This is a genomic window from Shinella kummerowiae (assembly GCF_009827055.1).
In the GTDB taxonomy this organism is placed as follows: Bacteria; Pseudomonadota; Alphaproteobacteria; order Rhizobiales; family Rhizobiaceae; genus Shinella; species Shinella kummerowiae.
In genome coordinates, this window is the sequence record NZ_WUMK01000019.1 from 1 (window position 1) to 25,512 (window position 25,512).

At 63.7% G+C, this 25,512-nt stretch carries 24 protein-coding genes and 1 pseudogene; 9 read left to right on the forward strand and 16 right to left on the reverse strand.

Annotated features, from left to right (window positions below):
• From GR138_RS29175 to GR138_RS29205, 7 genes are all read right to left on the reverse strand, one after another.
• On the reverse strand, window positions 1-273 hold a 273-nt coding region (locus GR138_RS29175), incomplete at its 3' end, for an arsenate reductase ArsC (RefSeq protein WP_160862781.1).
• A gap of 15 nt (window positions 274-288) precedes the next feature.
• Window positions 289-729, reverse strand: a complete 441-nt coding sequence (gene arsN2 / locus GR138_RS29180) for an arsenic resistance N-acetyltransferase ArsN2 (protein ID WP_160862782.1) — start codon at window positions 727-729, stop codon at window positions 289-291.
• Window positions 726-1,079 (reverse strand): ArsR/SmtB family transcription factor, encoded by a 354-nt coding sequence (locus GR138_RS29185; RefSeq protein WP_160862783.1) that lies wholly within the window; start codon window positions 1,077-1,079, stop codon window positions 726-728. The genes arsN2 and GR138_RS29185 overlap by 4 nt, the downstream gene beginning before the upstream one ends.
• 440 nt (window positions 1,080-1,519) lie before the next feature.
• Window positions 1,520-2,290, reverse strand: a complete 771-nt coding sequence (locus tag GR138_RS29190) for a sulfite exporter TauE/SafE family protein (protein WP_160862784.1) — start codon at window positions 2,288-2,290, stop codon at window positions 1,520-1,522.
• Between the two features lie 81 nt (window positions 2,291-2,371).
• Window positions 2,372-2,806: a DUF6691 family protein gene (locus GR138_RS29195; protein WP_160862785.1), complete on the reverse strand. Its 435-nt coding sequence runs from the start codon at window positions 2,804-2,806 to the stop codon at window positions 2,372-2,374.
• Window positions 2,806-3,237, reverse strand: coding sequence for a YeeE/YedE family protein (locus tag GR138_RS29200; RefSeq protein ID WP_160862786.1), 432 nt, complete (start codon window positions 3,235-3,237; stop codon window positions 2,806-2,808). The genes GR138_RS29195 and GR138_RS29200 overlap by 1 nt, the downstream gene beginning before the upstream one ends.
• A gap of 4 nt (window positions 3,238-3,241) precedes the next feature.
• Window positions 3,242-4,180 carry an MBL fold metallo-hydrolase gene (locus GR138_RS29205; protein WP_160862787.1) on the reverse strand — a complete coding sequence of 313 codons (939 nt, stop codon included), beginning with the start codon at window positions 4,178-4,180 and terminating at the stop codon, window positions 3,242-3,244.
• Between the two features lie 129 nt (window positions 4,181-4,309).
• Here GR138_RS29205 and GR138_RS29210 point away from each other — a divergent pair, with 129 nt between their 5' ends.
• Window positions 4,310-4,948 carry a peroxiredoxin gene (locus GR138_RS29210; protein WP_160862788.1) on the forward strand — a complete coding sequence of 213 codons (639 nt, stop codon included), beginning with the start codon at window positions 4,310-4,312 and terminating at the stop codon, window positions 4,946-4,948.
• A 29-nt stretch (window positions 4,949-4,977) separates the two neighbouring features.
• Window positions 4,978-5,361: an ArsR/SmtB family transcription factor gene (locus GR138_RS29215; protein ID WP_246200828.1), complete on the forward strand. Its 384-nt coding sequence runs from the start codon at window positions 4,978-4,980 to the stop codon at window positions 5,359-5,361.
• 137 nt (window positions 5,362-5,498) lie between these two features.
• Here GR138_RS29215 and GR138_RS29220 read toward each other — a convergent pair whose 3' ends face one another.
• The gene (locus GR138_RS29220) at window positions 5,499-6,323 is read right to left on the reverse strand and encodes a universal stress protein (protein WP_160862790.1); all 825 of its coding nucleotides are present in this window, start codon (window positions 6,321-6,323) and stop codon (window positions 5,499-5,501) included.
• A gap of 181 nt (window positions 6,324-6,504) precedes the next feature.
• Between GR138_RS29220 and GR138_RS29225 the strand changes: the two genes are divergently transcribed.
• From GR138_RS29225 to GR138_RS29235, 3 genes are all read left to right on the forward strand, one after another.
• A complete protein-coding gene (locus tag GR138_RS29225) occupies window positions 6,505-7,335 on the forward strand; it encodes a universal stress protein (RefSeq protein WP_160862791.1) in 831 nt (276 codons plus the stop codon).
• 129 nt (window positions 7,336-7,464) lie between these two features.
• Window positions 7,465-7,890, forward strand: coding sequence for a sulfocyanin-like copper-binding protein (locus GR138_RS29230; protein WP_160862792.1), 426 nt, complete (start codon window positions 7,465-7,467; stop codon window positions 7,888-7,890).
• Between the two features lie 47 nt (window positions 7,891-7,937).
• Window positions 7,938-8,438, forward strand: a complete 501-nt coding sequence (locus GR138_RS29235; protein ID WP_160862793.1) for a cytochrome b — start codon at window positions 7,938-7,940, stop codon at window positions 8,436-8,438.
• A 44-nt stretch (window positions 8,439-8,482) separates the two neighbouring features.
• On the opposite strand, the gene GR138_RS29240 is transcribed toward GR138_RS29235, so the two are convergent.
• The gene (locus GR138_RS29240; RefSeq protein ID WP_160862794.1) at window positions 8,483-9,736 is read right to left on the reverse strand and encodes an MgtC/SapB family protein; all 1,254 of its coding nucleotides are present in this window, start codon (window positions 9,734-9,736) and stop codon (window positions 8,483-8,485) included.
• A gap of 156 nt (window positions 9,737-9,892) precedes the next feature.
• On the opposite strand from GR138_RS29240, the gene GR138_RS29245 reads away from it, so the two are divergent.
• On the forward strand, window positions 9,893-11,734 hold the full coding sequence (locus GR138_RS29245; RefSeq protein ID WP_261005925.1) for a heavy metal translocating P-type ATPase: 1,842 nt from the start codon (window positions 9,893-9,895) through the stop codon (window positions 11,732-11,734).
• Between the two features lie 86 nt (window positions 11,735-11,820).
• Here the strand turns inward: GR138_RS29245 and GR138_RS29250 are convergent, their stop codons facing one another.
• The 5 genes from GR138_RS29250 to GR138_RS29270 form a co-directional block, all read right to left on the reverse strand.
• Window positions 11,821-12,228 carry a pyridoxamine 5'-phosphate oxidase family protein gene (locus GR138_RS29250; protein ID WP_246200830.1) on the reverse strand — a complete coding sequence of 136 codons (408 nt, stop codon included), beginning with the start codon at window positions 12,226-12,228 and terminating at the stop codon, window positions 11,821-11,823.
• 116 nt (window positions 12,229-12,344) lie between these two features.
• Window positions 12,345-15,122 (reverse strand): HAD-IC family P-type ATPase, encoded by a 2,778-nt coding sequence (locus GR138_RS29255; RefSeq protein WP_160862795.1) that lies wholly within the window; start codon window positions 15,120-15,122, stop codon window positions 12,345-12,347.
• Window positions 15,119-16,300 carry an acetate/propionate family kinase gene (locus GR138_RS29260; protein WP_160862796.1) on the reverse strand — a complete coding sequence of 394 codons (1,182 nt, stop codon included), beginning with the start codon at window positions 16,298-16,300 and terminating at the stop codon, window positions 15,119-15,121. The genes GR138_RS29255 and GR138_RS29260 overlap by 4 nt, the downstream gene beginning before the upstream one ends.
• Window positions 16,297-17,697 (reverse strand): bifunctional enoyl-CoA hydratase/phosphate acetyltransferase, encoded by a 1,401-nt coding sequence (locus GR138_RS29265; RefSeq protein ID WP_160862797.1) that lies wholly within the window; start codon window positions 17,695-17,697, stop codon window positions 16,297-16,299. The genes GR138_RS29260 and GR138_RS29265 overlap by 4 nt, the downstream gene beginning before the upstream one ends.
• 7 nt (window positions 17,698-17,704) lie before the next feature.
• Window positions 17,705-19,507 (reverse strand): PHA/PHB synthase family protein, encoded by a 1,803-nt coding sequence (locus tag GR138_RS29270; RefSeq protein WP_160862798.1) that lies wholly within the window; start codon window positions 19,505-19,507, stop codon window positions 17,705-17,707.
• A 188-nt stretch (window positions 19,508-19,695) separates the two neighbouring features.
• On the opposite strand from GR138_RS29270, the gene GR138_RS29275 reads away from it, so the two are divergent.
• The 3 genes from GR138_RS29275 (at window position 19,696) to GR138_RS29285 (ending at window position 23,861) form a co-directional block, all read left to right on the forward strand.
• On the forward strand, window positions 19,696-20,022 hold the full coding sequence (locus tag GR138_RS29275; protein WP_160862799.1) for a phasin family protein: 327 nt from the start codon (window positions 19,696-19,698) through the stop codon (window positions 20,020-20,022).
• Window positions 20,023-20,095: 73 nt separating this feature from the next.
• The gene (locus tag GR138_RS29280) at window positions 20,096-22,462 is read left to right on the forward strand and encodes a phosphoketolase family protein (RefSeq protein ID WP_160862800.1); all 2,367 of its coding nucleotides are present in this window, start codon (window positions 20,096-20,098) and stop codon (window positions 22,460-22,462) included.
• A gap of 40 nt (window positions 22,463-22,502) precedes the next feature.
• On the forward strand, window positions 22,503-23,861 hold the full coding sequence (locus GR138_RS29285) for an MBL fold metallo-hydrolase RNA specificity domain-containing protein (protein ID WP_160862801.1): 1,359 nt from the start codon (window positions 22,503-22,505) through the stop codon (window positions 23,859-23,861).
• Window positions 23,862-23,876: 15 nt separating this feature from the next.
• Here the strand turns inward: GR138_RS29285 and GR138_RS30930 are convergent, their stop codons facing one another.
• Together GR138_RS30930 and GR138_RS29290 are read right to left on the reverse strand one after the other, a co-directional pair.
• A complete protein-coding gene (locus GR138_RS30930; protein ID WP_202402914.1) occupies window positions 23,877-24,398 on the reverse strand; it encodes a GNAT family N-acetyltransferase in 522 nt (173 codons plus the stop codon).
• Window positions 24,399-24,431: 33 nt separating this feature from the next.
• Window positions 24,432-25,463: pseudogene (locus tag GR138_RS29290) on the reverse strand (zinc-dependent alcohol dehydrogenase family protein); the annotation flags it as partial.
• Window positions 25,464-25,512: the final 49 nt, after the last annotated feature.

The window sequence follows — 25,512 nt, forward strand, 5'->3', positions numbered from 1 at the left end:
GGCGCTGTCGCAGACGGTGAAGATGAAATCCATGTGAGGGGCATCAGGCCCGGCAAAGGCATCCCAGCTCTTCGAGGAAAAGCCCGTCGAGGGATAGCCGAGCGCTTCCAGCTCCTTCAGCGCATGCGGATTGACTTCGCCCTTCGGCTGGCTGCCGGCGGAGAAGGCTTTGAACCGTCCGCCGCCCTCCTTGTTGAGGATGGATTCGGCGAGAATAGAACGAGCGGAATTGCCCGTGCAGAGGAACAGCACGTTGTAGGTCTTATCGGTCATGGTCGTGGTCCGTGGTTAGGTCGGCGGCTTGTTAAGCTTCATGATCGTCGCCGATGATGGGCAGATGGAGGAAAGCTGGCGGGTCGCCAGCACGGCTGCGGGAACGCTGTCCCGCTGGACTTCAGAAAATCCGATGCGCGTGAAGAACGGTGCTGCACTCGTCGTGGCAAGGAAGACGTCGCCGGCATGGTCGAGACCCGCCACCACCCGCTCGACCAAAACGCTGCCCAGTCCTTGCCCCTGATGATCGGGAAGCACGACAACCGAACGGAGGAGAAAATCGTCGCCGCAGCGCTCGACACCGAGGTAACCGACAGCCCGGCCATCCGATGACTGCGCCCTGAAGAAGGTGCGACCGTGATCCTCGATGTCATCAGTTGGCAAATGCGCTTCCGTCAAGGCTGCCTTGAGGTCAGCGTCTTTGCCCTCAATCCGCTCCAACCTGATCGCGCTCATGATAGCTTCGTCTCCGGGGCGCAGCAGGGCGTCAACTCGGCGATGAGCGGAGCGCAAAGCTCCGTCGATCCGCCGCAGCAGTCCTTCAGGAGGAAAAGGGTCAATTCCCTCAGGCCGCTGAGGTCTGCCCGGTAGATGATCGACCGGCTCTGCCGCTCGCTCGTCACCAAGCCTGCCCGCGAAAGCGTTGCGAGATGCGCCGACATGGTGTTTTGCGGCACATCGATGAGGCGGGCGAGTTCGCCGGCCGGGATGCCATCGGGCTCATGCCGGACCAGAAGCCGGAATGTCTCAAGTCGTGTGGTCTGAGCCAAGGCGCCGAGCGCCGCGATTGCCGTGCTATTATCCATATATCCAGATTATCGGATATGTTGAGATTGTCAACGGAAGCGTGGATTCTGCGTTTCTTATTCGATGCTTGAATGCGATGAACGGATACGGATGACAACGTGGTCTAAGTGCTGCCGACGCTTTAGGCCGGTAACATAGTTGCAGCTAGGCAGCCGACAACACAATTCGTGAGGAAGCAAAAATCCTATTGAGTGGAATAGCATTGAGGGATCAGAGTTCCCCGGGACCTCTCGTCGGTTCTTGTCGAGCTCTTCGCTGTAACGACGCGGGGGTGGCTCTCCGTCAACGTGTCGGAAAAAAATGGGGAGTGCCTTGCGTCATGTGCCGCGGACCTCAATTCAACTGCGTGTCATCGACGGATTTAGACCCCTGCCATTGCCTTTCAAGCTCCTTTGGTCGCACGTGCGGAAAGTGACGCAGGTCAGATGGTCAACTGCTCTTAGGCTTTTAAGAGCATGTATCCTGCCACGACGAGGATGAGCAGGGCGAAGACGGTGTTGAGCGCGCCTTTTCTGGCGGCGAGTTTTCGCGCGGCGAAGGCGCCCAGCAGGCCGCCGACAACGCCGCCACCGATAAAGACAAAGGCGAGTCCCCAGTCAACCAGGCCGGAATAGGCATAGTTAAGGGATGTCGTCAGGCCGAAGGCGGTGACAGCGAGGAGAGAGGAGCCGACGGCGGAGAGGATGGGCATGCCGGTCGCGGCGATAAGGCTAGGCACGATGAGGAAGCCGCCGCCGATACCGAAGAAGCCGGAAAAGGCACCTGTCAGTCCGCCGAAGGCGATCACCTTCGGGGCGTTCTCACGGGAGCATTGCGCATTCGGGTCACCCTCTTCGCCGCGCCTTATGAACATCAACGCACCGACGACGAGCATCAGTAAGGCGAACAGGATCAGCAGGTGCTGCCCATCGATCATCTTGCCGATGGAGGAGCCGACAAACGCGCCCATGATTCCAGCGAGGCTGTACAGACCCGCGCAGCGCCATTTGACATTGCCGAAGCGGGCATGGCCGAGAAGGTTGGCAAACGCGTTCACGGCGACAGCAAAGGCGCTGGTGCCAATGGCGAGATGCGGGTTGGGAACGCCGACCATATAGACCATAAGGGGCACAGCGAGAATGGAGCCGCCCCCGCCGAACAGGCCGAGAGTAAAGCCGACAAGTCCGCCAGACAGCGCGCCGAGGCCGTATTGAATGGGTTCCAGAAGCATGGCGCACCTTTCGCCGCGCGTTCAGGCGGCCTTGGTTCGGTGTGGTCGAAAAGCGTGCAAGGCGATGACACTTTTTGCGGATTATCGGATCACCGCTGCGGGTCGGCCGACCGTCAAGCGATAGAGGACCATGCCGGCAAACATGGCTGCGACGAAGAGCGCAACCTCCCAGCGGCCCGTCGTCAGGGCCGCAATTGCGGGGCCGGGGCAAAGGCCGACCAGTCCCCAGCCAAGTCCGAACAGCACCGCGCCGCCGATCAGCGCCCGATCCACGCGGCCATGTTCTGGAACGTAGAACCGATCGTCGAAGGCTGGCGTAAGTCGCCGCTTCCGGATCAGGTAGGCGAAGGAGGAAGGGATCAGCGCACCGCCCATGACAAATGCGAGCGAGGGGTCCCACTCGCCGGTAATATCAAGGAAGGCGAGGACGCGGGCCGGCTTGATCATGTCCGACACGACGAGCCCCGCGCCGAAGAGGAGGCCGCTCAGGATCGCAGCAAGGGTTCTGGCGAACATCAGACAATGCCTTCAAAGACGTGGCGGACGGCGAAAACCGTGAGGGCGGCGACGATCATGAAGACCGATGTGGCGACCAGCGAGCGCTTTGACAGGCGTGCGAGACCGCAGACGCCGTGGCCGCTCGTACAGCCGGAGCCGAGGCGCGTACCGACGCCGACGAGAAGACCGGCGACAACGAGCAGCGGTGCCGACGCGGTGAGGGTGATCTCGGCTTGCCGGAGGAAGGCCGAGGCAAGTGCCGCACCAGCCGGAATGCCGCCGAGGAAGCCAAGGCCCAGTGTGCTGATGCCGGTTCCCGTGAGGCCGGCGGCCGATGCCGCAAGGCCCGAAACCCCGGCGATGCGGCCGGTCGTCAGCAGATAGAGGCCGGCCGAAAGGCCGATCAGCAGGCCCCCGGAAAGCGGCCAGAGGATGTTGAGGTCGGTCATGGGGTCACAGGACGTTGAGAGGGATCTTGAGATACTGCACGCCGTTGTCTTCGGTGGGCGGAAGCTGGCCGCCGCGCATATTGACCTGCACGGACGGCAGGATCAGCTTCGGCATGGCGAGCGTCGCGTCGCGCTCGGTACGCATCGTGTAGAAGTCGTCCTCGCTCACGCCCTCGCGGACATGGACATTGCCGGTCCGTTCTGCGCCGACTGTGGTCTCCCAGGCGTAGTGATCGCGGCCGGGCGCCTTGTAGTCGTGGCACAGGAACATGCGTGCTTCATCTGGAAGCTTCATCAGGCGCCGGATCGAACGGTAGAGCTGGCGTGCGTCGCCGCCGGGGAAATCGCAGCGCGCTGTACCGTAGTCCGGCATAAACAGCGTGTCGCCGGGGAAGACCGCATCGCCGATGACATAGGCCAGACAGGCGGGGGTGTGGCCAGGGACGTGCAGCACGGTTGCCTCCAGACTGCCGATCGAAAATCGGTCGCCGTCGTTGAAGAGCTGGTCGAACTGGCTGCCGTCCCGCTGGAATTCGGTGCCTGCGTTGAAGATCTTTCCGAAGACCTGTTGCACGCGGACGATTTCACGCCCGATGGCAAGTTGGCCGCCGAGTTCGGCCTGCAGCAGCGGCGCGGCGGAAAGATGATCTGCATGGGCGTGGGTCTCGAGCAGCCAGTGCACTTCGAGACTTTCGAATTTTATGTAATCGATGAGCGCCTGGGCGGAAGCGCTCGTGGTGCGGCCCGAGGCCGGATCGTAGTCGAGCACACTGTCGATGATGGCGCAGGCATTGGACTGCGGGTCGCGCACGACATGGCTGATCGTGTAGGTCTGCTCATCGAAGAACGATTTTACGACAGGGCGTTTTGCCGGATTCGTGAGGCTCGCTGCGACGATGGCGCGGGCGTGATCGAGGGGGAGATCTGAAACGGTGCTTGGCATGGCTCGGGTACTCCGTGGAGGATGATTAATAGATATATATTTACAGTAATTATGCAAGTATGTATTTTGTGGAAATCGAAACCGGCAGCCGTTATCACGGACGCCCGGCCTGCACCCAGGAATGCGATCATGACGGAAACGAACACACACTCAGCCCGCCCGCCACGTATCGACGAGGCTGCACCCGGATTCGCCGCGCGGTCTACGGCAGGCCCCATCACTCTGTCGGCCTTTCGCGGGCGCTGGCTGGTGTTCTTCTCGCACCCGGCGGATTTTACGCCGGTCTGCACCAGCGAATTCATTGCACTCGCGCGCGCGACGCCGGAATTCGAGAAGCTTGACTGCGCTCTGCTCGGGCTTTCCGTGGATAGCCTCTATTCCCACATCGCCTGGCTACGAGACATTGAGACGCGCTTCGGCGTGAAGGTCACCTTCCCGCTCGTGGAGGACAGCGCGATGGTGATCGCGCAGGCCTACGGCATGATTGACGGGACCGCTCAAAGCAGCGCGACCGTCAGGGCGACCTATGTCATCGACCCGGATGGCATCGTGCGCGCGGTCGTCTGGTATCCGATGAATGTCGGGCGCTCGGTCGATGAGCTTCTGCGCCTCGTTGCGGCCCTTCAAGCTGCAGAGCGCGAGGACGCCTCGACGCCCGAAGGGTGGCGACCGGGCGCGGCTCTTCTTGAGCAGGTACCCCTTGCCAACGAGGACGATGGCGCTCTGCGTGAGGGAGAGGCCTGGTATTATCGGGAGAGGCGGGCATGAGTGGGGGAGCGAGCGTTTCGCTGGAAACGATGATCGCCAAGGCGCCGGAAGCGGCAGATTTCATGCGCCAGTTCAGCAACGCCAATCGTCTCATGCTGCTATGTCAGATCGCACGCGAGGAAAGCTCGGTCAGTGACATTCAAGGGGCGCTCGGCATCAAGCAGCCGGCGCTGTCCCAGCAATTGGCGGAGCTTCGGCAGGCCGGCCTTGTCAAAACACGCCGGGAATCGCGTCAGATCTACTATTCCATTGCCGATGGCCGCGCCGAGGCGGTTATGGGATTGCTGTTTGAGCTGTTCTGCGGCAGTGAGGCGCCCTCAGCCGCCGGGCTCGCGGAACGGCGAGACGGCGCGTCAGCCCCGGATGTGCGCGGAGATGCGGCTCATTTCGCCCGCATTGTTATTTCCGAATAGCTTGTCGGATTGTCGAAGGCGACCACACTATCTGTCCCCGACCGGGTCGCATGGCGGCAGGTTGAGGCGTGGAGCGAGGCAGTCTTCTTCATGCGGCCGAGATCGGTACGGCAACAGGCTGGTTCGGTCCATGCCTTCTAGCTCGACATGAATCGATTCCGGCCGCTTTCATCGAGAAGAAAGCGGGTGATCCCGCCAAATACCAACTCTCTCAGGCGACTATGTCCATATGCGCCCGACACTATGAGATCCGCACCGCTCTGATCGACAAACTGCAACAGGCCAATCGTCTCATCCGCGCTTTTGGAGATATGGGATCTGGCTCTCACGTTGTGGTGGGTGAGGTACGAGACAACGTCCGCATTGCTCTTTCGCAGCAAAGTGTCAGGTTCGGAGCTGACCGAAACGACGGTCACGTCCTTGGCCAAGGACAGCAAAGGAATGGCATCAGCAACGGCACGCCGCGCCTCGCGTGTGTCCTTCCAGCAGACCACAATCTTGCCTGACGCTATCGGTTCTGCGGCGCTGCCCGCTACGAGCACAGGACGGCCAGCGCGCAATGTGACACCGGCTGGGTCAGCAGTTCTATATGAATCCCCTGAATGCGCACCTTCAGCTGCAGTCATGAAAATCAGGTCGGCAGCGCGGGCAGCTTCAACAATTGCCTCGGTGGGCGCGCTCATCTCCGCACGCCATTCGAGTTCGACCCTACCGGCCGCCGCGGCACGAAACTCTTGATGGACCTGCTCCATGCGGTCTTCAAGCTCCCTGTACATTTGCTGTATGGCGATCGTTGCCGCGGAGCTAGTCGCTTGCATGGCGAACGGAGAATGTAGGGGCTGGGCGGCACACAGACCAATCACCCGCGCACCTACTTGCGATGCCAGGTCGACCGCAGCATTTGTGATCGGCTTGACTGGCCGATCGATGTCCAGGTTCAGGAGAATGGTACGATAGCTCACGGCTCTCACCTCCGCGGACGGTTGCAATACCATGAGACTAATGTCCGGTGGGCAATGCGCGTTGACACCAGTCAAACGGGGCCAGTTCAGGATCCTCTTTTGACGCAGATCATCGCGGCATGCAGGTGCCGGGAGCAAGCTTCCCTTCAACGCATGACCACTTTCATGAAGGAGCTCAGAAATGTCGTTCAAGACCATACTCTCGCTCATCGGCACGACAAGTACCGATATAGATATCGACAAGGCCGTAGCGCTGACGGCAGAAATCGACGCGCATCTTTCCGTCATGGCGCTGAGAACCGCGATATCGCCGTTCGGGGCCGACTACCCGGCCGCGGCCGCCTGGCTGAATGAGCGCCAACGGGAAATCGACGAGGTGGTGGATGTTCGACGCATCGCCGACGAGCGCTGCAGGAAAGGTGGCGTATCGTTCGATGTCGACCATATCTACGACGATCGCTTCATTATCGAGAGCAACATTGGCGCGCGGGCAATGTATGCAGACGTGGTCGTCGCCGGTGAAGGTGTCCGCTCAGACACCGAGCTTCGCAAGGCTGCGATCGCGGCGACAGCGTTCAATGCCGGTACGCCTCTGCTCTTGGTGCCGAAAACAGGTCGTGCCACCTTGAAGCCGAAAAACGTCCTTCTGGCGTGGAATTCGCGTCCCCAAGCGGCCAGCGCCGCAAAGGCGGCTATCGAGATGCTGAAAGGCGCCGATACTGTCCGCCTCGTCGTCGTCGATCCGGATTCGTCTTACTTCGAGAATGGCGGAGAGCCGGGCGCTGACATGGCGGCCTTCCTGTCGCGTCACGGTGCAAAGGTCGTGGTTGAGCAGATCGCGAGCGGGCAAAGGCCGACTGAGGACGTGATCCGCCAACATGCGCTCGAACTCGGCTGCGACATGATCGTCATGGGGGCCTATGGCCATTCACGTCTGCGCGAGCGCGTTTTCGGGGGTGTCACGGCTTCAATCCTGGAGACATGCAACGTACCAGTCTTCATGGTGCGGTAAGAGACTGAGCGTCCCAATGCTCATATCGCAACGGGACGCTCATCCTGATCTCCCTGGCGTTTCTCGTTCAGCCATCTGTCAGCATGACGCCCTATTCCCCGATGGAGTTCCAGCCAAAAGGAAGCTGACATGAACATCAGTCGCAATATCCTCACCGCGCTCGCCGTCGTCACAATCACCTCGTCCGCGTGGGCGGCGAACACTCTCAAGGTCATAGAGGGTGGCGAAGGCGGCGGTCCAATGACGCTTACGCTCGACCACTCCACGATAAGGGCTGGAGAAACGACGTTCGTGGTGCACAACGACGCAGTGACCGAGGAGCACGAAATGGTCCTGGTCAAGCTGAAGTCGGCCGATCAGAAGATCGATGTGATTGCCTCCAAACATCGGGTGGATGAGAAGCAATTGAAAAGTCTCGGCGAAGTCTCGGACCTGAAGCCCGGCGCGGACGGGCAGCTGAAGGCGAAACTCGCCCCGGGTTCCTATCTCCTGCTCTGCAACATCAAGGGTCACTACGAGGCGGGAATGCACGCCATGCTGACGGTAACGAAGTAACCGCATCCTCCTGGATGCCATCACACGAAAGAAGGCGAACCACGTCCATGGCTACGACCGCATCACTCTCGTTTTCCCTTCCGCAGCGCGTCTTGCACTGGCTCACAGCGGGGCTCGTCTTCTTCAACCTTCTATTGCCGGACGGCATGAATGCGTGGAACCGGAGCATCAAACAAACCGGTGCGGCGAGCGCCGAACAGGTGGCAAGTGCCAACATCCATGCCTATGCCGGCATTGCGATCCTCATTCTCGTGGCGCTTCGCCTTGTGCTCCGGCAGATCCAGGGCGTGCCGGCTGCGCCAACCGAGGAACCACAGATGTTCAAGTTGGTTGCGAAGGTTTCCGAATGGACCCTTTACCTTCTTCTGATGGCAATGCCGGTTACCGGCGCCGCTGCCTACTACCTCGGATTCGAGGGCGCCGGCGACTTCCATGCCGATGTTCTCAAGGCCGTGCTGTGGGCTGTTGTCGGCCTTCATGTCCTCGGCGCGCTGGCGCATCAGTTCTATTGGAGGACGAATGTGCTTCGGCGGATGACGATTGGCTGATCATCCTTTCCTACACCCGGCGGCCACGCCGTCGAGCACGCTTGTCACATACCGGCGATGATGGTGTGAACGGCAAACGCTGCCGCGCCGGCGGTGATTGTGAGGGTGGCAAACGTTTTGCTGAAGGTCGATGGTCCGAGGACGGTTGCGATGCCTGCACGGCATAGGGCATTCGTTGCCATGGCGATAAGGATTGCCTCTCCAATCACGTCGATCGGCATGGCGTTCCGGCCCACTTGCAGAGCAGCCAGCACGGCAACATCGACATCGACCGTGCCTGCCAATGCGCTTGTGACTAAAAGACCGGAGCTACCGAAGCGCGAGGCGAGAACAGCGCTTGCAATGGCGGCTGCCGCGAAAATCGTCGCGAAGATCAGGAGCGGACCGATCTCGAAGGGATTGCTGGCCGGTACGTCCGCGAAGGGCTTGTCCCGCCGCCAATATAAAATTGCGAGCGCAGACCCGGCGAAGACGATCGCTGCCGTGGCTGCGGCCGGGCCGATGGCAACAATCGCTGCCGGATCGATCAGCAGGATCAGGCCCGTCACGCGCAGGATGGACACCGCTGCGCCGAGGGCCGCAGCGCCGGCAAGCGGAAGCGGGTCGGCGGAGCGTTTCGCGGTTCGCGCCAGAACCATGGTGACGGCGGTGGACGAGACGAGGGAGCCGGCAATCGCGCTCAGCACGAAGCCCTTGCTCGCTCCGAAGATCCTGACGGCAATGTAGCCGAGGAACGAGAGACTTGCCGTCAGAACGGTGAAGAACCACACCTTCCAAGGATTAAGCCCTCCCCATGGGTCGATGGCCTCGTCCGGCAGGATCGGCAGGACCACCGCCGTCATGACGGCAAGCATCAACGCAGAGCGCAGTTCCATCCAGGTCAGCCGCTTCAGGAAGCCATGCAGGACGTTGCGACTTGCAAGCGTGGCCGCAAGAGCGGCGCCTCCCGCTGCCGCTGCTTGCGCATCGCCGGTGACCGCGAGGCCGCCGAGCGCCAGAACGCCCAGGCCCGCCATGACGGTGGTGACACTATAATCGGAATCCGAACGCGCCTCGCGCAGCTTGAACACGCCCAGCGTCACGGCGAAGCCCAGGAATCCGATTGGAAACATCGTCGGAGAGTTAAGGGTCTGAGCGAGAGCCGCCAGCACGCCGCCAAGCAGTCCCGATATCCCGAACGTGCGCATGCCGGCGGTTCTGCTGCCCTCGGGAGCCTCCCGCTCCTGCCAGCCACGTTCGAGCCCGACCAGAAGACCGATCGATAGCGCAAGACCCAATCTGGCTATGAGCGTATCCATTTGCAGAGCCACCGAGAATGAACCAGCCGGCCAAGTCGCGGTGGTCGCTTATTGCATTGTAGAGAAATCGCCGTTGCTGGACTTGATCTTGCGCAAGGCGACTGCACCCGTGGTTGGGCTTACTCTCTTTGCATTCTGCGGACAGGAGCAGTGAACGTGCCACAAACCGACAAAGGCCTCTGGCAACGACATTCGAGCGTGATCCTGGTCGCCATCGCCGCTGGTGGGTTGGTGATCGGGTTGGTCTTGTCGTGGCAGGCCGCTCGCTACGCGCATCTTGTATGGAGCGCAGCGACGCTGGCTGTCCTTACCAGTCTGCTCCTCCAGGTTTTCAGTGCATTGCGCCGGGGCGATGTCGGGCTCGATATCGTTGCGGCGCTTTCCATGTCTGCGGCAATCGTATTCGGCGAGCCGCTTGCCGGGAACGTCGTCGGCTTGATGTATGCGGGCGGCCAGTTGCTGGAATCGTTTGCGGAAGGGCGCGCGCGTCGGGAGATGACGGCCCTGATGGGGCGTGTCTCGCATTTTGCGATGCGATACGGCCCTTCCGGGCTCGAGGAGGTCGCGATCTCTCAGATACAGCCAGGCGACCGGCTGCTGATCCGACAGGGCGAGGTGCTGCCGGTGGACGGGATCGTTTCCGGCGACGGCGCCGCACTGGACATGGCCGCCTTGACGGGAGAGCCTTTGCCGCAGCCCGCTCCACCTGGAACCGAGGTGCTCAGCGGCTCGACCTGCGTGGGCGCGGCCTTCGATCTGGTCGCCAACCGGACGGCTGCCGAAAGCACCTATGCCGGGATCGTCCGGCTGGTCGAGGCCGCGCAGGCAAGCAGGGCGCCCATGGTCCGCATGGCCGACCGTTTCGCGATGGGCTTCCTGGTCCTGACCCTTATCATTGCGGGCGCCGCCTGGTACTTTTCACAGGATCCGATCCGCGCGCTCGCTGTCCTTGTTGTCGCGACGCCCTGTCCCCTGATCCTTGCCGTCCCCGTCGCCATCATTTCCGGCATGTCGAAGGCCGCGGGTATCGGCGTTCTCGTGAAGAACGGCGGCATGCTTGAAATGCTGGCGCGCGTGCAGACGGCGGTTCTCGACAAAACCGGCACGCTCACTCATGGCCAGGCAGCGGTGGTCGATATCAGGACGACACCGTCTTTTACGGCGGAAGCCGTGCTGAAGGCTTCCGCAAGCCTCGATCAGGCTTCCGGCCATGTCGTCGCCGCTGCGCTGGTCCGTGCGGCAGCCGAAAGAGGCCTGTCTCTTTCGAGGCCAGAGGCTGTACGGGAAGTGCCCGGCACTGGCATCGAAGGCTATGTCGACGGAAGGCGGATTGTTGTCGGCGGGAGCGGTTTCGTGCAGCGCACGTCCGGCTGCGACGATCCGCATGAATTGATCGCACCCGAAATGCGCGCCTCGATGACCGTGGCTGTCGCCATTGATGGAGTGCTCGCGGGGATGATCGTTCTGAAGGATCAGGTCCGCATGGATGCGCTGTCGGTTCTCGATGATCTCCGCGCCGCCGGTGTTCGAAAGCTCGTGCTGGCGTCCGGCGATCGTACGGAGATCGCCCAGTCCGTGGGCAAGGCGCTTGGCATGGATAGCGTCTTCGGCGATCTAACGCCGGAAGCCAAGGTCGATGCTGTCAGGAAGGAGACCGGCAATGGCCCGGTCATGATGGTCGGCGATGGCGTCAACGATGCGCCTGCGCTCGCGGCGGCCGATATCGGTGTCGCCATGGGCGCGCGCGGTACGGCCTCATCGTCGGAGGCTGCCGGTGTCGTGCTCCTTGTCGACGAGCTTGCGCCGCTGGCCAAAGCAATTGCTATTGCGCGCCGAAGCCGCCGGATCGCGTTGCAGAGTGTGTCGGTGGGACTGACGCTTTCGGTCGGGGCGATGGTTGCGGCGGCATGCGGATATCTGCAGCCTGTCGAAGGTGCGATCCTCCAGGAGGTGATCGACGTGGCCGTAATCCTCAATGCTCTCAGGGCTCTTCGATGATGTGAGGCTGAAAACCCCGCTGGAGTTCTCAGTGCGACATTTCGCTTGTTTCGCTCATCGCCTCCCGCCCGCTCATCGCGAGGATTTTAAGTTCGAAGAAGACGTGGGGCGACGTGCACGACGGGTTGCGGCTGAGGCTTGAGTGCGCCTGGCTCCCACCAGTCGAAATCCTTTGCGAGGAGAGCCCAGGCTTTCAGGCGCTCCTCGTGCAGTTCTTCAGTATCGGGAAGCTCATGGAACAGGGCGTCAACGATGACGCTCTTCCATTTATGCCGCGTTTCCAAAGCGTCGACGAGCAGACATGCGCGAGGATTGGCGTGCAGGATGTCAAGCTTCTTGCCGGGCATCGAGAATGCAAAAAGCCGGCTTGCCGAACAAGCATAGCAAATCGGGACGACGTAAGGACTGTCGTTTTCGGCGCAAGCCAGTCGCGCCAGCCGCTGAGCCGCAATCGTCGCTGCGCATTCGTTATGGGTCATTTCGCGGATCATCATCGGGAGTTCCTCCTTCGATCCGTGCGCGAATTGATGCCACTTTCTTCCACTTTGATTCCCGGCACATTGACGCAAGGCAAAGGAGTTGACGCATCACTCAATCGAGCGGAAATGCTCTAGGCTTCAGCCAACCCGCTCCTCCCATCACCATTCCCGCTTCCAGACCATACCTTTCGGGCTACTGCCTTCTCGCATTCCAGCACCGCCATCGTGATTACGCCGACGGCGAGGATGAGCAGTCCGTCGGGCAAGGCGATGGGAGCTGTGCCGAAAAGCGCGTGCATGAACGGCGCGAAGGTGAAGAGGAGCTGTGCGGCCACGACGACCGCGATGGCGGCGAGCACGGCAGGAGTACCCATAACGCCGGCCAGGCTGAAGGATGTGCGGTGCAGGTAGCGCACGTTGAACAGATAGAAAATCTCCATCACCACCAGCATGTTGATCACCATGGTGCGCGCGCCGTCCTCGCCATAGCCCCTGCGAAGCGCGTATTCGAAGATGCCGAACACGCCGAGCATGAAGACGAGGGAGACGAAGGCAATGCGCCAGACGAGGAAGCGCGACAGGATCGGGGCGTCGCGCCGGCGCGGCGGGCGGCGCATAACGCCCGGCTCGGAGGGTTCGAAGGCAAGCACCAGGCCAAGCGTGACGGTGAGGATCATGTTGATCCAGAGGATCTGGATCGGCGACATCGGCAGCGTTGCGCCGATCACGACGGCGAAAATGACGCACAGCGTCTCGGCGCCGTTGGTCGGCAGCTCCCATGTGATCACCTTGCGAATATTGTCGTAGACGGTGCGTCCTTCGCGGATGGCCGCGACGATGGAGGCGAAATTGTCGTCGAGCAGCACCATCTGGGCGGCCTCCTTGGCCGCCTCCGTTCCCTTGCGGCCCATGGCGATGCCGACATCGGCCTGCTTGACGGCCGGCGCATCGTTGACCCCGTCGCCCGTCATGGCGACGATATGGCCGTTGGCCTGAAGCGCGCGTACGATGCGCAGCTTGTGCTCGGGCGTGGCGCGGGCGAAGACGCTGGCCTCCTCGACAATCCGGCGCAGCTCTTCGTCCGGCATGGCGTCGAGCGCGCTGCCGTCGAGCGCCTTCGGATCGTCGGCGATGGCGAGCTTGCGGGCGATGGCGGCCGCCGTGCCGTTGTGGTCGCCGGTGATCATCTTGACCGCGATGCCGGCGGAACGGCATTCGGCCACCGCTGCGACCGCCTCCTCGCGCGGAGGATCGATGAAACCCGCCACGCCGAGAAAGGTCAGGCCCGTCTCGACCATGCCGAAGGTTAGCCGCCCGATGTCTGGCCCGGCGGCGATCGTCGCAAAGCCCAGTACGCGCTCGCCCTCGGCGGCCGCGGCATCGATGCGCTCGCGCCAATAGGCACGGTCGATGGCGCTCGTCCCGCCGCCACACGCCTGGTCCGTGCACATTTCCAGCACCCGCTCGGGCGCGCCCTTGACGAAGATGTGGCGCGTGCCGTTCGGATCGACATGCAGCGTGGCCATGAAACGGTGGCGGGCGTCGAAGGGGATCTCGTCCAGCCGGCCCCAAGTCGTACGCTCGGTCTCCTGGTGCAGCCCGGCCTTGGCGGCAAGGGTGACGAGCGCTCCCTCCATGGGGTCGCCGAGCACGGCCCAGTGCCCGTCGCGCTCGACGAGCCGGGCGTCGTTGCAAAGCAGCGCGGCGCGCACGAGCGTGTCGCGAGCAGGGTCCGACGATGCGGCACGGCCGTCCGTCGCCGCGAACGCGCCCTCCGGTGCATATCCCGAGCCCGCAAGCGCCGTCGCGCCTCCTGTCGTGACCACGTGGCGCACGGTCATCTCGTTCTTTGTCAGCGTGCCCGTCTTGTCGGAGCAGATCACCGAGGTCGCGCCCAGCGTCTCGACGGCCGGCAGATGGCGCACCACGGCATTGCGCGCCGCCATCCGGCGCACGCCGATCGCCAGCGTGATGGTGATGACCGCCGGCAACCCTTCCGGCACGACGCCGACCGCGAGTGCTACGACCACCATCAGCGCATCGATCCAGTCGTAGCCCCGCGCCAACACGGCGAAGAAGAAGACCAGCGCGGCCATGCCGATGGCGCACCAGGTGAAGAGCCGGCCGAATTCGTTGATCTGGCGGAGCAGGGGCGTGGTCAGGGTCCGCACGTTGCCGACGAGGCTGGAGATGCGGCCGATCTCGGTGCGGCTGCCTGTCGCCACCACGACGCCGTGCCCTTGCCCGGTGGCGACGAGGGTGCCTGAATGGAGGATGGGCAGGCGCTCGCCTAGCGCCGTGTCGGCGGCAACGGCCTCATCCCGCTTTTCGACTGGCACCGATTCTCCGGTCAGGATCGCCTCGTCCGCGGTGAGCCCGCGCGCCCTTAAAAGCCGCATGTCGGCCGGCACCTTGTCGCCCGCCTCCAGCACGACGACGTCGCCCGGGACGATCTCGCGGGCGTCGACCGTATGCCGCTCGCCGTCGCGCACCACGACGGCATGCGGTGCGATCATGTCGCGGATCGCGTCGAGCGCCCGTTCGGCCTTGCCCTCCTGAAGGACACCGACGACGGCATTGACGAGCACTACCACGGCGATAACGGCCCCGTCGACGGCATGGCCAAGCACCGTCGCTGCGAGGGCGGCCGACAAAAGGAAATAGATGAGCGCATTGTTGAACTGGGCGAGGAAACGCCGGAACGGGTGGAGATGGGCCGCGGCCGGCAGTTCGTTGGGGCCGTGGACGAAGAGGCGGCGGGCGACCTCGTCATGGCGGAGGCCATCGGGACCGCTGCCCAGCGCTGTGCAGGTGTCTTCTTTCGTTCGAGCGTGCCAGCCGAAGGGGCTATCAGCTTTGCCGCTGACGGGTACGTCCTGGGGGCGTTCCTGGGCGGTTGTTGCGGTCATTTCCCTGCGCCCTCCAGCAGCGAGACGGTTTCCTCGGCGATCACCTGTTCCTCGTCGGTGGGGATGACGAAGGCGGCCGTGCGGCTTTCTGCTGTGCTGATGAGCACCGCGTTCGCAGCATTGGCGACGGGGTCGAGGTCGAGGCCGAACCAGCCCAGCCGTTCGCAGACACCGGCCCGCACCGCCGGCTGGTTCTCACCGACGCCGGCTGTGAAGACGATGGCGTCGAGACCGCCGAGCGTGGTGGCCAGTCGCGCGACCTCGCCGGTAATGCGCAGGGTGAAGAGATCGATCGCCTCCTTTGCTTCCGGTGCATCGCTTTCCAGAAGATCGCGGCTGTCGGCGCTGATGCCGGAAACCCCGAGAAGCCCGGATTCGTGGTAGAGGAGGTCTTCCATCTCGCGCAGCGCCAGTCCCTCCTGCCCGAGGAGATGCAGCACCACGCCCGGGTCGAGCGCGCCGCAGCGCGTCGCCATGGGAATGCCGTCGAGGGTCGAAAAGCCCATGCTGGTGTCGCGGCTGATACCCTTGTCGAGACCGCACAGGCTCGCGCCGCTGCCGAGATGGGCGACGACGACCCTGCCGCTGGCCGTTTCCGGCGCAAGGCGGGCGAGTTTGGTGGCGATATATTTGTAGGAGAGGCCGTGGAAGCCATACCGCTTGATGCCCCGGTCATGGAGGGCGCGTGGGATGGCGAAGCGGCGCACCAGCGCGTCGTTCGTGCGGTGGAAAGCGGTGTCGAAGGAGGCGACCTGCGGCAGGTCCGGCAGCACGTTTCCGATTGCGCGGATGAGGCGCAGGCTCTGCGGCTGGTGGAGCGGTGCGAGCACCGTCAGCGCGTCGATGGCCGCGATGCTGTCCCCGTCGAGACGAACAGGCCCGGCGAAACGGTCGCCGCCATGCACGACGCGATGCCCGACCGCCGCGACCTCGCCAAGATCGAAATGGCGGCCGAGCACGGCGACGGTCTCCGACAGGACACCTCTCAGGTCCGCGTTCGGCCGGGCATCCAGCGCGGCCTCGATCCGCTGCTCCCCCTCGCTTACCCGCAAGGTCAGCGGATCGTGGTGGAAATCGATCATGCCCCGGGCGATCCGGACGGGCGCGCCCGGGCGAAGCGCAAACAGGCCGATCTTCACGGTGGAGGAGCCGGCGTTGAAGGTCAGCAGGGTCTTCATCCGGGCAATCCCTCCATCGGATGGGGCGCGGCGACCATCTTGGCGAGCGCCGCCGAGGCGATGCGGGCCGAGAGCGGATCGGCGCGGCTTGTCAGCACGATGGGCACCCGCGCGCCGAGCACGAGGCCGGCCGCCGTCGCGCCGGCGAAGTAGATGAGCTGCTTGGCCAGCATGTTGCCGGCTTCGAGATCCGGCACGAGCAGGATGTCGGCCTCGCCCGCGACGGGGGAGACGATGCCCTTGGTGCGGGCTGCGTCCACGCTGATGGCATTGTCGAAGGCGAGCGGCCCGTCGACGCTGGCTCCGGTAATCTGCCCGCGTGCGGCCATCACGGTCAGCGCCGCGGCATCGAGCGTTGCCGGCATCTTGGGGTTCACGGTCTCCACGGCGGCGAGCACCGCGACTTTCGGCTTTTCCATGCCGAGCCGGCGCAGGAGATCGACCGCGTTCTGGCAGATGTCCCGCTTGTGCTCCAGCGTCGGCTGGATGTTGATCGCCGCGTCGGTGACGATGAGCGGCTTGTCGTAGGCCGGGATATCCATGGCATAGACATGGCTGATGCGCCGCTCTGTGCGAAGGCCGGACGCGGTCGCGACGACGGCGCCGAGAAGCTCGTCCGTATGAAGGCTGCCCTTGACCAGCACCGAAACGCTGCCGGAGACGGCAAGCTCGACGGCACGGTCCGCCGCGGCGTGGCTGTGCGCGACGGGAACGATCTCGATACCGTCGAGCGAGACCTGCGCGGCCTCGGCGGCGGCGCGGATCTTGGCCTCAGGCCCCACGAGGATCGGTTCCAGCAGGCCGGCCTCGCGCGCTTCCAGCGCGCCGGTGATGGCGGCGGCTGAACAGGGATGCACGACGGCGGCGCGGATTGCCGGAAGGTCGCGCGCCCGCTTCACGAGGGCCTCGTATCGGTCGTGCCGTCTGAGTGAAATGTCGGGGAGTCGCGTGCGGGGCCATTCGATAGGCGTGTCCGGCGCGATCACCGTTGCCATTCCCTTCAACACCACGTCGCCCGCTCTGTTGGTGCAGACGGTGTCGAGCAGGACGATGCGCTTTTGCGACTGCTTCTCCTTCACCGTGACGGTGGCGGTGATCGTGTCGCCGGGGGCGACGGGCTTGAGGAAATGCAGTTTCTGGCCGAGATAGATCGTGCCCGGCCCCGGCAGCCGCGTGCCGAGCACGGCGGAAACCAGGGCGGCCGTCCACATGCCATGGGCGACGACATGGCCGAAAAGGCCGGTCTTCGCGAAGGCGGCGTCGAGATGAGCCGGGTTCTCGTCGCCGGAGACGGCGGCGAACAGGTCTATGTCGTCGTGGCCGACGAGCCGGACGATCGAGGCGGTATCGCCGGTCTGAATCTCGTCGAAGGTCCTGTTTCGGAGAAAGTCATCCATCGGCTCTTCACCTTTGCAAAACGTAGCGACCAGGGGCGTCGGAGAGCGGTCTGTGGCCCGCGCGGCGCATGCCCATTGCCGGCGGGTCGATCCGTTCGGATGCCGAATGGGCGGAAAGCCAGTCCGTCCATGCCTCCCACCATGATCCCGGCCGCGCCTCTGCCGTCTCTGTCCATTCGTCCGCGCCAAGGCACAGTCCGTCGGCGGCGCGCAGGGCGATGCGGTAGCGCCGGCGCGGGCGGCCGGGCTCGCTGACGATGCCGGCATTATGGCCGCCGCTGGTCAGGACGAAGGTGAGGTCGGTATTGCTGAGATAGTGGATTTTGTAGACCGATCGCCAGGGCGCGACGTGGTCGCGCTCGGTGCCGACCACGAACATCGGCACGCGGATGTTCTGGATGGTGGCGGGGCGGCCATCGACGAGGAAGCGACCGGCGGCAAGCTCGTTCTCGAGATAGAGCCGCTTCAGGTATTCGGAATGCATCCGGTAGGGCATGCGGGTCGAGTCGGCGTTCCAGGCCATCAGGTCGATCATCGGTTCGCGTTCGCCCATCATATGCTCATGGACGATGCGCGACCAGACGAGGTCGTTCGAGCGCAGGAGCTGGAAGGCGCCCGCCATCTGGTCAGCCGAAAGATAGCCGCGGTTCCACATCATGCTTTCGAGCACATGGACCTGGCTGTGGTCGATGAAGAGCGCGAGTTCGCCGGGCTCCGTGAAGTCCGTCTGCGCGGCGAGCAATGTCAGGCTCGCCAGCCGGTCGTCGCCGCGATGCGCCATGTCGGCGGCCGCGATGGACAGCAGTGTGCCGCCCAGGCAATAGCCGGCGGCATGGACCTTTCGGCCGGGAACGACGGCATTGACGGCATCGAGCGCCGCCCTCACGCCGAGCCGACGATAATCGTCCATCGTCAGGTCGCGGTCGGCCGCCGTCGGGTTACGCCAGGAGATGCAGAAAACGGTGTGGCCCTTCTCCACGAGATAGCGCACGAGCGAATTGTGCGGCGAGAGATCGAGGATGTAATATTTCATGATCCAGGCCGGCACGAGCAGCACCGGTTCGGCCGCCACGCGCTCCGTCGCCGGCGCATACTGGATCAGCTCGATCAGGTGGTTGCGGTAGACCACCTTGCCCGGCGTCGCCGCGACGTCCCGGCCGACGACGAAATCCTCCGCGCCGACCGGCGGTTGTCCGCCGGCGAGCCGACCCATGTCCTCCATCCAGTTGCGAAAGCCATTGAGGATGTTCATACCGCCGGACCGCATCGTTCTGTCCAGCACTTGCGGATTGGCGAAGGGCATGTTGGAAGGCGAGAAGATGTCGAGGACCTGACGGGCGGCGAAGGAAACGACATCCTGGTGATGCGGTGCGACGCCGGGTACTTCGTTGGTGACATTGTGCCACCATTGCTGCTGGAGCAGGAAGGTTTGTGCCCAAATGCTGAACGGCGGTGTCTTCCAGCGTGGGTCGGAGAAGCGGTAGTCGCCCGCAAGGGGGGCGATGCAGGGCGGCGCATCCGGATCGACCGCCACGGCCGCGAGATGGCAGAGCAGGCGGATGATCTTGCGGCTCGCCTTGTCGAGGAGTTCCAGGCGCTTGCCGGGGGCGGAGGCGAGATGGATCGACCAATCCATCACGGCGAGCGCGAAAGCGGTGGGCGACAGGCCTGTGCTGAACTGCCCGGTAAAGGCCTCCCGCATGCGATCGATCGACCGGAACGCCTCGCTTCCGAGTTCCTCGATCCGGGGGACGGGCGGAAGCGAGGTCGCGTCTGGCAAAGCTGATGCCGCGTTCGTTGGGCTGAACATCGATATCTCCTTCGGACGCCTCGGGCACCGCCGGAAGCAACCGCATTCCTATCGCGGCCTTGTGATCGCATGGCGGATCGAAATTCACCCTATATAGGGCGGTCTTCACCTCCGTTGACGCAGATCAAGTTTTAGTTCGCGGAACCGCCTAGAATGAAGCTGTATCGAAACGGACGCGGGAGTTCGTCATGCCCGAGATCAATGCGACAGATGCGGAACGAACTGCGGCGGGCTTCACCCCCAGGGTAGCCGATCCACTTCTTTTGACGCCTTTCAACATCGGAATGGCGATGTACCGGCATTGGTTGGGCGCGACGTCACGCCTGATTGAGGATCAGTGCGCCCATCTCCAGAACCTTGCAGAGTGCGAGGATCCCTTGAACGTGCTGGTCTGCCAGACCGAGTTTGCTGAAAAATCCCTCGCGGCAAGCCTCCATGAACTGCGCCGAGGCGTCGACACGATTGCCGACACAGCCTGCGGACCGCTTACCCCCGGCGGGGCGCTGCCGCAGTAGTGTTGCGCTTCTCGGAGCAAACAGGCTTTCACGGGCGTTGAACTCTCGGAGCCGGCGGATAGGGAGAGCAGACATGGCTATCGATCCTGATGCCGGGGACCTCGCGCTGATCGACCGCTACTGGCGGGCGGCCAACTATCTTTCGGTGGGCCAGATCTACCTGATGGACAATCCGTTGCTCCGCGAACCTTTGAAGGCGGAGCATGTGAAGCCGCGCCTTCTCGGCCACTGGGGCACGACGCCGGGCCTCAACTTCATCTATGCCCATCTCAACCGCATCATCCGGGCGCGCGACGCCGATGTCCTCTATATCTGCGGCCCCGGCCACGGCGGGCCGGGCATGGTGGCCAATACCTATCTGGAAGGCACCTATTCGCAGGTCTATCCCGAGATCGGCGAGGACGAGGCGGGGCTGAAGGCGCTGTTCCGGCAGTTCTCCTTCCCGGGCGGCATTCCGAGCCACGCGGCCCCCGAAACGCCCGGCTCCATCCATGAGGGCGGCGAACTCGGCTATGCGCTGGTGCATGCCTATGGCGCGGCCTTCGACAATCCGGACCTCGTCGTTGCCTGCGTGGTGGGGGATGGCGAGGCCGAGACCGGCCCGCTCGCCGCGGCCTGGCATTCCAACAAGTTCTTGAGCCCCGTCAGCGACGGCACGGTGCTGCCGATCCTCCATCTCAACGGCTACAAGATTGCCAATCCGACCGTGCTGGCGCGCCTGCCGGACGAGGAGCTGGCCCATCTCTTCACCGGCTACGGCTACGACCCGATCTTCGTGGAGGGCCACGAGTCGCAGGCCATGCACCGCGACATGGCGGCAGCCCTCGACACGGCCTTCGACCGCATCGCGGCCATCCGCGCCGCGGCGAAGGACGAGCCCGCTCGCCGCCCGCGCTGGCCGATGATCGTGCTGCGCAGCCCGAAGGGCTGGACGGGACCGAAAGAAGTGGATGGCAAAGTGGTCGAAAACCACTGGCGCTCGCATCAGGTGCCCGTCTCTGAGTGCCGCACGAACGTCGCCCATCGCGATATCCTCGAGGCCTGGATGCGCAGCTACGATCCCGAAGACCTCTTCGATGCGGATGGCCGCCTGAAGCCGGAACTGCGGGCGCTGGCGCCAATGGGCGCGCGGCGCATGGGCGCCAGTCCGCACGCCAACGGCGGCGTCCTTCGCAAGGAGTTGCGCACGCCGGACGCCACTGCCTATGCGGTCGCGGTGGAGCGGCCCGGCGCGGCCGAGGCGCAGGCGACGAAGGTGCTTGGCGACTACCTGCGCGACGTGATCCGGCTGAACGCGGCGGAGCGCAACTTCCGCGTCTTCGGGCCGGACGAGACGGCCTCGAACCGGCTTTCCAGCGTTTTCGAGGTGGCGGACCGGGTGTGGATGGCCGAGACGCTGCCGACGGACGATCATCTGGCGCCGGAAGGCCGTGTCATGGAAGTGCTCAGCGAGCATCTGTGCCAGGGCTGGCTGGAGGGCTACCTGCTTACCGGCCGGCACGGCTTCTTTTCCTGCTACGAGGCTTTCATCCACATCGTCGACTCGATGTTCAACCAGCATGCAAAATGGCTGAAGGTCGCGCGCGAGCTGCCCTGGCGCAAGCCGGTTTCCTCGCTCAACTATCTGCTCACCTCCCACGTCTGGCGGCAGGACCACAACGGCTTTTCCCATCAGGATCCCGGTTTCATCGATCTCGTCGCCAACAAGGGATCGGACATCGTGCGCGTCTACCTGCCGCCGGATGCCAATACGCTGCTGTGGGTCGGCGACCATTGCCTGAAGACCTGGAACCGCATCAACGTCATCGTGGCCGGCAAGCAACCGGCGCCGCAATGGCTGACGATGGACGAGGCGACCTCCCATTGCGAGGCCGGACTTGGCATCTGGGACTGGGCGGGCACGGAGGAGGGGCTTGGCCCCGACATCGTGATGGCCTGCGCGGGTGATGTGCCCACTCTGGAGACGCTCGCCGCCGTCGATCTCCTGCGCCGGGCGCTGCCGCACTTGCGCATCCGCGTCGTCAACGTCGTGGACCTGATGGCATTGCAATCGCCGCAGCACCATCCGCACGGCGTTTCGGACGAGGATTTCGACCGGATCTTTACCCGTGACCGGCCGGTCGTCTTCGCCCATCACGGTTATCCCTATCTCATCCACCGGCTGGTCTACAAACGCGCCAACCATCCGAATTTCCACGTCAGAGGCTTCGTCGAGGAGGGCACAACGACCACGCCCTTCGATATGACGGTGATGAACAAGCTCGACCGCTACCACCTCGCCATCGAGGCGATCGAACGCCTGCCGGCCCTTGCCGAGAGGAAACCGGACCTTATCGCTGCGCTGAAGGCGAAGCTCGACGCGCATCATGCCTATGTGCGCGAGCACGGCGAGGACATGCCCGAGGTCCACGACTGGAAATGGCCCTATGCGCGGCAATAGGCCGATCCGTGGGCAAAGCGGCTCGTGAGGGGAGGAAACCATGCTGTCACTGAAATCGCTCGGCGGTGCCGGAACTGTTACCGGCTCGAAGCATCTGCTCACCCTCGGGGGACACCGCATCCTGATCGATTGCGGCCTTTTCCAGGGGCTGAAGAACCTACGAGACCTCAACTGGACACCTCTGCCGGTTTCGCCGCGCGATATCGACGCGGTGATCCTGACGCATGCGCATCTCGATCATTGCGGATACCTGCCGCGCCTGGTGCGCGAGGGCTACCGTGGCAAGATCTACGCGACGCCCGCCACCCGCGATGTCGCCGAGCTGATCCTCATGGACAGCGGCCATCTGCAGGAAAAGGACGCGGAATTCCTCAACCGGCACAAGTTGTCGCGCCATCAGCCGGCTCTTCCCCTCTACACCGTCCATGATGCGCAGAATGCCGTGGAGCACTTCTCGACCGTTGAATTCGACCAGACCGTGCGGCTTTCCAACGGAGCGTGGTTCCGGTTCCACCGCGCGGGCCATATTCTCGGCGCGGCATGGGTGGAGATGGCCTGGGGTGGGCAGAGGATCGTCTTTTCCGGCGATATCGGCCGCTACGGCGATCCGCTGATGCCGGATCCGTCCCGGCCGGTCGAGGCGGACTATGTCATGATCGAATCCACTTACGGCAACCGCATTCACGACAAGACCGACCCCGAAGATGCCCTGCGGGCGGTCGTGGAGCGCACGATCAAGCGGGGCGGAACGCTCGTCGTCCCGGCCTTTGCTGTCGGGCGCGCGCAGGAACTGCTCTATTATTTCTGGAGGCTGAAACAGGCGGGGGATCTCGGGGATGTCCCGGTGTTCCTCGACAGCCCCATGGCCATCGATGCGACCGGGCTTATGAGCCGGCATCCCCGGGATCACCGTCTCGATGCCGAAAGCTGCAAGAAGGTGTTCGGCATCGCACGCTATACTGACGACGTCGAGGCCTCGAAGGCGATCAGTTCAAGCCGCGTTCCGAAGATCGTCATTTCCGCCTCCGGCATGGCGACGGGCGGCCGCGTGCTGCATCATCTGAAAGCCTTCGCGCCCGATCCGCGCAATACGATCCTGCTTGCCGGCTTCCAGGCCGCCGGCACGCGGGGGCGTGCGCTTCAGGACGGTGCGAAGGAGCTGAAAATCCATGGTGTCTGGATTCCGGTCAATGCGGAGGTCGCCCATCTCGACATGCTCTCGGCCCATGCCGACGCCGATGAGCTGATGCGCTGGCTTTCCGGCTCTCCGCACCCGCCGCGCAAGGTCTTCATCGTGCATGGGGAGGCCGAAGCCTCTGAAGCCTTGCGCGTGCGGATAGGGCGCGAGCTTGGTTGGGCGAGCGTCGTGCCGCGCCTCGACCAGGAATTCTCGCTGTGAGCCCGACATGCGGGCTCAGGCGGAGCGAAGATCCTTGCGGATGAGGATAAGCGTCGGATCGTCGGGGTAGGGGACGGCGACGAAACCCTGTTCCCGCTCGAGTTCGATGACCTCGTGGTTTTCCCGGCTCTCCAGCGATTCCAGAGTGCTGACGCCACGACTTTGCGCATAGTGGGCTGCGTGGCGCAGCATCTCCCAGCCGACACCCTTGTGCCTGTCGTCGGCGCGCACGGAAATCGCCACCTCGGCTTTCGTCATCGATGGGTCGAAGGCCACCATCGCCGCCGCGACAATCGCGTCGCTGCCGCCAGCGAAGGCGAGGAAGTGTTCGGCCGTGACGTGATCGACCTGCGTCATGGCAAGCAGGCGTTCATGGCTCACCTCCCGGACGCCGCCAAGGAACCGGAAGCGCAGGTCTTCCGGCGTCACATGCCGGAAGAAGTCCGCCAGGAGAGGCTCGTCCTCCGGCTTGACCGTGCGCACATGGAGCATGAGCCCTGTATGGGTCACGAGGGCGGTGCTCAGGTCGTCGTCCATCGCCCCGGCGGGGATCGCCCGCACGGCGTCGGTCTCGATAATCACCTTGAGCGCTTTCGTGTCGGCCGCGTGGGAGAAGGTCTCGTAGGCATCGGCGATCTGGTCGAGGCCGAAACGGTGTGTGATCAGCTTCTTCGGATCGATCTTTCCCGCCCGCACGATCTTCAGGAGCATTGGGGTCGAGGCTGTATCCACCAGTCGCGTCGTGATGGCGATATTCTGCGACCACAGCTTTTCCAGATGTAGGTCGGCCTTGACCCCATGCACCCCGATATTGGCGATGACCCCGCCGGGTGCGACGATTTCCTGGCAGAGTTCGAAGGTTGAGGGAATGCCGACCGCCTCGATTGCTGTATCGACGCCCTTGCCGCCCGTCAGCGCCAGCACTTGGTGGGCGGCGTCCTTTCCGCTCGACTTGATCGCCTGCGTCGCGCCGAAACGCTTGGCCACAGCCAGCCGGTTCTCGGCTAGGTCGATCATGATGATCTCGGCTGGGGAGTAGAACTGCGTCGTCAACAGCGCCGCCAGCCCGATCGGCCCGGCGCCGACGATAGCGACAGTGCCGCCCGGCTGCACCTTGCCGTTCAGCACGCCGCACTCGAAGCCGGTGGGAAGGATATCGCTCAGCATGACCAGCGCCTCCTCGTCGGCCCCTTGCGGGATCGGATATAGGCTGGTGTCAGCGTGCGGGATGCGGACATATTCCGCCTGCGTCCCGTCGATCGTGTTGCCGAGAATCCAGCCGCCGGTCGTGCAATGCGAATACATGCTGCGCCGGCAATACTCGCACTTTCCGCAGGAGGAGATGCAGGAAATCAAGACGTGGTCGCCCTTGGCGAACTGGGTCACCCCGGCGCCGGTCTCCTCGACGATGCCCACGCCCTCGTGGCCGAGGATTCGGCCCGGCGTGCAGGTCGGCACGTCGCCCTTGAGGATATGCAGGTCGGTGCCGCAGATCGTGGTGCGCGTCACCTTGACGATGGCGTCGGTTGCCGCGGCGATCTTGGGCATCGGCCGTTCCATGAGGGATTTCCGTCCCGGTCCTTCGTAGACAAGCGCCTTCATCTCATTCTCCTTGCGGGTTCGCATGCGTTGCGGGTGCGTATAAGAATGA

Excerpts from the sequence above, each read along its gene's own strand:
- GR138_RS29255 (WP_160862795.1), bottom strand. The coding sequence starts at position 15,122 with ATGACCGCAACAACCGCCCAGGAACGCCCCCAGGACGTACCCGTCAGC.
- GR138_RS29275 (WP_160862799.1), top strand. The coding sequence starts at position 19,696 with ATGCCCGAGATCAATGCGACAGATGCGGAACGAACTGCGGCGGGCTTC.
- GR138_RS29215 (WP_246200828.1), top strand. The coding sequence starts at position 4,978 with ATGATCGCCAAGGCGCCGGAAGCGGCAGATTTCATGCGCCAGTTCAGC.
- GR138_RS29270 (WP_160862798.1), bottom strand. The coding sequence starts at position 19,507 with ATGTTCAGCCCAACGAACGCGGCATCAGCTTTGCCAGACGCGACCTCG.
- GR138_RS29265 (WP_160862797.1), bottom strand. The coding sequence starts at position 17,697 with ATGGATGACTTTCTCCGAAACAGGACCTTCGACGAGATTCAGACCGGC.
- GR138_RS30930 (WP_202402914.1), bottom strand. The coding sequence starts at position 24,398 with ATGGACGACGACCTGAGCACCGCCCTCGTGACCCATACAGGGCTCATG.
- GR138_RS29260 (WP_160862796.1), bottom strand. The coding sequence starts at position 16,300 with ATGAAGACCCTGCTGACCTTCAACGCCGGCTCCTCCACCGTGAAGATC.
- GR138_RS29225 (WP_160862791.1), top strand. The coding sequence starts at position 6,505 with ATGTCGTTCAAGACCATACTCTCGCTCATCGGCACGACAAGTACCGAT.
- GR138_RS29250 (WP_246200830.1), bottom strand. The coding sequence starts at position 12,228 with ATGATGATCCGCGAAATGACCCATAACGAATGCGCAGCGACGATTGCG.
- GR138_RS29285 (WP_160862801.1), top strand. The coding sequence starts at position 22,503 with ATGCTGTCACTGAAATCGCTCGGCGGTGCCGGAACTGTTACCGGCTCG.
- GR138_RS29205 (WP_160862787.1), bottom strand. The coding sequence starts at position 4,180 with ATGCCAAGCACCGTTTCAGATCTCCCCCTCGATCACGCCCGCGCCATC.
- GR138_RS29235 (WP_160862793.1), top strand. The coding sequence starts at position 7,938 with ATGGCTACGACCGCATCACTCTCGTTTTCCCTTCCGCAGCGCGTCTTG.
- GR138_RS29280 (WP_160862800.1), top strand. The coding sequence starts at position 20,096 with ATGGCTATCGATCCTGATGCCGGGGACCTCGCGCTGATCGACCGCTAC.
- GR138_RS29190 (WP_160862784.1), bottom strand. The coding sequence starts at position 2,290 with ATGCTTCTGGAACCCATTCAATACGGCCTCGGCGCGCTGTCTGGCGGA.
- GR138_RS29230 (WP_160862792.1), top strand. The coding sequence starts at position 7,465 with ATGAACATCAGTCGCAATATCCTCACCGCGCTCGCCGTCGTCACAATC.
- GR138_RS29185 (WP_160862783.1), bottom strand. The coding sequence starts at position 1,079 with ATGGATAATAGCACGGCAATCGCGGCGCTCGGCGCCTTGGCTCAGACC.
- arsN2 (WP_160862782.1), bottom strand. The coding sequence starts at position 729 with ATGAGCGCGATCAGGTTGGAGCGGATTGAGGGCAAAGACGCTGACCTC.
- GR138_RS29195 (WP_160862785.1), bottom strand. The coding sequence starts at position 2,806 with ATGTTCGCCAGAACCCTTGCTGCGATCCTGAGCGGCCTCCTCTTCGGC.
- GR138_RS29210 (WP_160862788.1), top strand. The coding sequence starts at position 4,310 with ATGACGGAAACGAACACACACTCAGCCCGCCCGCCACGTATCGACGAG.
- GR138_RS29240 (WP_160862794.1), bottom strand. The coding sequence starts at position 9,736 with ATGGATACGCTCATAGCCAGATTGGGTCTTGCGCTATCGATCGGTCTT.
- GR138_RS29200 (WP_160862786.1), bottom strand. The coding sequence starts at position 3,237 with ATGACCGACCTCAACATCCTCTGGCCGCTTTCCGGGGGCCTGCTGATC.